Annotated in this window: 6 protein-coding genes; all 6 read left to right on the plus strand. The window is 40.5% G+C overall.

What is annotated here, in order from left to right; genetic code table 11:
- Positions 1-243 precede the first annotated feature (243 nt).
- The 6 genes from SD31_RS14115 (at position 244) to rlmH (ending at position 4,605) form a co-directional block, all read left to right on the plus strand.
- On the plus strand, positions 244-675 hold the full coding sequence (locus tag SD31_RS14115; RefSeq protein WP_262506656.1) for a prolyl oligopeptidase family serine peptidase: 432 nt from the start codon (positions 244-246) through the stop codon (positions 673-675).
- 195 nt (positions 676-870) lie between these two features.
- Positions 871-1,419 (plus strand): YeeE/YedE family protein, encoded by a 549-nt coding sequence (locus tag SD31_RS14120; RefSeq protein ID WP_039054586.1) that lies wholly within the window; start codon positions 871-873, stop codon positions 1,417-1,419.
- Between the two features lie 3 nt (positions 1,420-1,422).
- Positions 1,423-1,836, plus strand: a complete 414-nt coding sequence (locus tag SD31_RS14125; protein ID WP_039054587.1) for a DUF6691 family protein — start codon at positions 1,423-1,425, stop codon at positions 1,834-1,836.
- Positions 1,837-1,839: 3 nt separating this feature from the next.
- Entirely contained in the window at positions 1,840-2,619 is a 780-nt protein-coding gene (locus SD31_RS14130; RefSeq protein ID WP_039054588.1) for a sulfite exporter TauE/SafE family protein, read from the plus strand.
- A 25-nt stretch (positions 2,620-2,644) separates the two neighbouring features.
- On the plus strand, positions 2,645-4,018 hold the full coding sequence (locus SD31_RS14135; protein ID WP_231561698.1) for an MBL fold metallo-hydrolase: 1,374 nt from the start codon (positions 2,645-2,647) through the stop codon (positions 4,016-4,018).
- Between the two features lie 113 nt (positions 4,019-4,131).
- Entirely contained in the window at positions 4,132-4,605 is a 474-nt protein-coding gene (rlmH, locus tag SD31_RS14140) for a 23S rRNA (pseudouridine(1915)-N(3))-methyltransferase RlmH (protein ID WP_039054589.1), read from the plus strand.
- The last annotated feature ends 398 nt before the right edge of the window (positions 4,606-5,003 follow it).

Below are 5,003 nucleotides of genomic sequence, written 5' to 3' on the forward strand. Positions count from 1 at the left end.
AGTTTTCTGCTTTTGCTAAGTTATTTGGGGTTGCAAGCTCAAACTGCAGTATATGACAGGACGAGTTACAATTTTTTGATACATCAGCCCTCAATAGACACTTCTTAATGTGGAAATTGCGTTAGTACTGTAGTCTTTCTTCACGGAAGAAGTCTTAGAGGAAGTAATAACCTAGAAAGAGTAAAAAGATATGGTGTTTTTCGTGCCTTAGAGCGCGGTTTACAGCTTCCTAATGCTATTGTTATAGCCCCTCAGTCGCACAGAAAGTGGGAGCCTGATCGCGTCATGGAACTGGTAGATTATGTCATCCAACATTATAATGCAGATTCATCTCGAGTGTATGTCTGTGGAATGAGTATGGGTGGGTATGGAACAATGCACGTGGTAGGAAAATATCCGCACAGGATTGCTGCAGCGGTGGCTATATGCGGTGGAGGGGATTTGAATGATGCCTGTAATTTAGGACAGGTGCCGATCTGGTTGATGCATGGCAGCATAGATAAGATAGTGCCTCCTTCGGAATCACGAAAACTGTATCGTGCGATAAAACAATGTAGGGATACAGCAAAGGTGAAACTGACAATAATAAAGGGAGGAACACACGGTAGTGTGGAGCGTGTCTTTCATACGCCTGAGATGTATGAATGGATGTTAGAGCACACCAAAAATAAATAGTATAAGACCTCAAGATTTCTTGAGGTCTTTTTATTTTTCGATATAAGTAGAATCAATTTTAGTCCTTAAAAGCCGGAAAGCTCGTTATTATGTGTAGATATTTTTACCTTTAATAAGGATTAGTTGTCCGAAGCGTAACATAAGTTACAGATTTTGATGTTGAAGGATTTTACTTTTGTCATAAACTAAAAAAATATGGAAGCTATTTATGGAACATGGCCTTGGTATGTAGGAGGGCCCTTAGTAGCCTTAATTATGCTGGCTTTGATAAAGCTAGGAAAAACTTTTGGGTTTTCTTCGAATTTCCGCACGTTATGTTCGGCGTTGGGCGCCGGCAAAAGTTGTGATTTTTTCGACTTTGACTGGAAAGCGCAGCGCTGGAATTTGTTATTTCTGTTGGGTACTGTCTTTGGAGGTGCTCTTGCAGCTTATGGATTATCAGACCATCAGGTGCCACCAATTGCGGAGAATACCATAGGAATATTAAAATCTTATGGGTTTGATAGTGTTGGAAAGGCTTATCTGCCGACAGAGTTGTTCTTTGAGATGGACCTCAAAAATGTGCTTCTGCTTCTTATAGGCGGAATTTTTGTAGGCTTTGGCACTCGCTATGCTGGAGGATGTACTTCTGGACATGCCATTACGGGATTGAGTGAACTGCAATGGCCTTCCTTAGTCGCTGTAATAGGATTTTTTATTGGAGGATTGCTTATGGTTCATGTGTTTTTCCCTTTAATCTTTTAAGTTATGAGAAAGTTAGTTTTTATTCTACTAGGCATTTTGTTTGGCGTAGTGATGTATAAGGCAGAAGCCGCATCGTGGTTCCGCATTTTCGAGATGTTCAACTTTCAGTCTTTTCATATGTACGGATTTATAGGTTCTGCGTTGGTGGTAGGGCTTTTAGGTGTTCAGTACATGCAGCGCAATAAGTCCAAAGACGTTGACGGTAAAGAAATTGTATTTCATCCTAAGGTTAAGTCTATTCCACGATATCTTATAGGAGGTATATTTTTCGGATTAGGGTGGGCATTGGTAGGTGCATGTCCCGGTCCCATTTTTGCGTTACTAGGAGCAGGGGTTTATGCTATGCTTATTGTGATTGTAGGAGCCTTGTTGGGAACTTATTTATACGGTGTATTACGCAAATATCTTCCACATTAATTCATGTTTGTTTTAGGATTAATTTTAGCTGTAATTGTAGGCATTACGTTAGGTTTAGTCGGTAGTGGAGGCTCCATATTAACCGTTCCTATATTTGTCTATGTTTTTGGTGTGGATCCGGTTTTGGCCACGGCTTATTCGTTATTTTCCATAGGCGTGACATCCCTTGTGGGAGGGGTGAAGGGCTTTATCTATGAGGATGTCGATATGGATAAGCTTATAAAATTCGGGATTCCTTCGATGATTTCGGTATTTGTGATGCGAAAATATATCGTACCCCTGATTCCCGACGAGTTTTATATAAGAGGGTATGTCATCAGCCAGGAAGTGGTGTTGATGGTGGCTTTCGCTATTTTGATGCTCTTTGCTGCTTATGCCATGTTTAAGGATGTAAACCTTCCGCGGCCGAAATATCCTTTTTTCGCGGTGGTGTCAAAAGGTGTTATTGTAGGTAGTGTCACTGGTATTGTAGGGGCAGGGGGAGGATTTTTAATTATCCCAGCACTGACGAGCTTTTTCCATCTAAGCATGCGTAAGGCGGTGGCTACTTCTTTGGTACTTATCGCCATCAATTCCATGTTAGGCCTACTGGGCGACTGGCGAAGGATTGGCATGTTCCAATGGAATCTTCTTCTGACGTATACAGGACTTACGGTACTAGGCATATTTATAGGCTTTTATTTAAGCAATAAGTTAGACGGTAAGAAGCTAAAAAAGCTTTTTGCGTTGGTCATTATGTCGGTAGCCATTTTTGTCATTCTCACCGAATTAGGAATTATTTAATGGTTGAATAAAAAAAAATTAAGATATGTTTTTCGAGTTGATATACGACAAAACTTTAGCTCAAGCTAGCTATATGATTGGTTGTCAGGTTTCCAAAGAAGCAATAGTTATTGATGCTAAAAGAGATGTGGATACCTATTTAGAAATAGCGAAAGCCAATAATCTTCATATAACCCATGTTGCAGAAACGCATATACATGCTGATTTTCTTTCCGGAAGTCGAGAGTTGGCTGCCCTTACCGGAGCAAAACTGTATCTTTCTGATGAAGGAGGAGAAGACTGGCAGTATGAGTTCCCCCATATAGGACTGAAACATGGCGACAAGATAAAATTGGGTAATCTTTCGTTGGAGGTGCTCCATACTCCGGGACATACACCTGAAAGTATTTCCTTTCTTCTTACAGACCATGCCGCAACCGATAAGCCGGTGATGATCGTTTACGGGGGTATTTTGTCTTTGTGGGAGACGTTGGACGGCCGGACTTGCTGGAGGAAGCTGCTGGGGTGGTGGGCTCTAAAGAGGAAGGGGGCAAAGCAACTTTTTGAATCACTGAAATTGTTTAAGGCTCTGCCGGACTATGTGCAGGTGTGGCCTGGTCATGGGGCAGGGTCTGCTTGTGGGAAGGCCTTAGGCGCTGTGGCAAGCTCTACAGTGGGCTATGAGAAGATAAGAAACTGGGCTTTGCAACATGAGGACTTTGAAGCATTTAAAGAGGAGCTCTTGCGCGATCAGCCGGAGGTTCCGACCTATTTCGCTATGATGAAGAAATTGAATAAGGAAGAGCGCCACCTCCTTACCGAAGTGCCTGATCATCCGGTGATAGTAGTATCGCAGATTCCTGCAGAAGCTATAGTTGTAGATACGCGCAACAAGTTTGAATTTGCCACAGGACATCTTCGGCATTCAATTAATATCCAGAATAATAACAGTCTGGCTAACTGGGCGGGGTGGATGCTTCCATACGATAAAGCTTTAGTGCTGGTGGCCTCTCCAGAAAACAAAAAGGAGGTGACTAGAAAGTTGATGCGTATAGGTATGGACAATATTGTAGGCTTTGTGGAAAAGCTGGAAGGGGATTTGGTGCAAATACCGATTGTGGAGGCCGAAGAGGTGAAGTCAGCATTGCAAGAGGACTCTTCTGTATTGCTAGATGTGCGCAGCAAGGTAGAGTTTCGCAACGGTCATATCCCGGGAGCTCAACATTTTTTTGTGGGTAGGCTGGCTAAAGCACTTCCCGACATTTCTAAGCATCAGCCCATTATAGTCCAATGTCAAGCAGGGGACAGAGCTACTATAGCAGCATCCATACTCAATCGAAACGGCTTTACGAATGTTAAAAGTTATATCGGTAGTATGCAAGATTGGCTGGCAAAAGGTCATGACGTCGTAACAGCTTAGTTGTTGCTATATTATTTTGCAGACGGCAGTGTACGGAACGGTACACTGCCGTCTGCTTTTGTGTTTTTGTAAATTTTATTTTCATTATTCTGATTTTTATAGAATTTTACAACATGAAAATAACGTTATTGTGCATAGGAAAGACGGACGATAAATACATTCAGGAAGGACTGGATAAGTATTTGAAGCGGTTGAAACATTATATTTCTTTTAATTTTGTAGTGATTCCTGATGTTAAAAATGCTAAAAACCTTTCCGAAGCACAGCAGAAAGAGAAAGAGGCAGAACTCTTTTTTAAATATATTGCGGCAAACGATCAGGTCATCTTGTTGGACGAACGAGGGAAGGAGTACCGTTCGGTAGAGTTTGCCGATTTTTTGGAAAAGAAGATGGTTTCCAGTGTACAACATTTGGTATTTCTTATCGGAGGACCCTATGGATTTGCTGATGCTGTTAAAGCGAGGGCCAATGGTTCTTTGTCTCTTTCTAAAATGACATTTTCACACCAAATGATAAGATTGTTTTTTGTGGAGCAGATTTATAGAGCTTTCACGATTATGAAAGGTGAACCTTATCACCATGAATAAGCAATAATTTACAAAATTAATCGTAATTTAACTAGCAATAAATATTTTGAAGGAGACAAAATCATGGAAAAATAATAAAAGAAGATTTCAAATTCAGAAGCGAGGAAGGGGAGAAAAGCTATACATGGCTTATTATTTTGGCGGGTATCGCAGCAGCTGTATTAGCTTATTTTCTATAAGATTTTCAAAAAGATAAGGCGATATTTTGGGGGATATCGCCTTAAAATCACACTAACTATTTATCTCTTATGAAAAGAGAACAGGATGTCGATGGTCTGAAAATTTTCAGGAATTCATCGATGAGATAAAATTATAATAAAAAATTTATCTTTGTAAGAGTTTGTTACGATGAAAAGAAAATTAATTTAAATTTTAAATATTAATTAAGCTTTCTGTAT

This window comes from Sphingobacterium sp. T2 (assembly GCF_000814685.1).
Taxonomy (GTDB): Bacteria; Bacteroidota; Bacteroidia; order Sphingobacteriales; family Sphingobacteriaceae; genus Sphingobacterium; species Sphingobacterium thermophilum.

Bases quoted from the DNA above. Each gene is read 5' to 3' on its own strand.
- SD31_RS14120 (WP_039054586.1), top strand. From the start codon at position 871: ATGGAAGCTATTTATGGAACATGGCCTTGGTATGTAGGAGGGCCCTTA.
- SD31_RS14125 (WP_039054587.1), top strand. From the start codon at position 1,423: ATGAGAAAGTTAGTTTTTATTCTACTAGGCATTTTGTTTGGCGTAGTG.
- SD31_RS14130 (WP_039054588.1), top strand. From the start codon at position 1,840: ATGTTTGTTTTAGGATTAATTTTAGCTGTAATTGTAGGCATTACGTTA.
- SD31_RS14135 (WP_231561698.1), top strand. From the start codon at position 2,645: ATGTTTTTCGAGTTGATATACGACAAAACTTTAGCTCAAGCTAGCTAT.
- rlmH (WP_039054589.1), top strand. From the start codon at position 4,132: ATGAAAATAACGTTATTGTGCATAGGAAAGACGGACGATAAATACATT.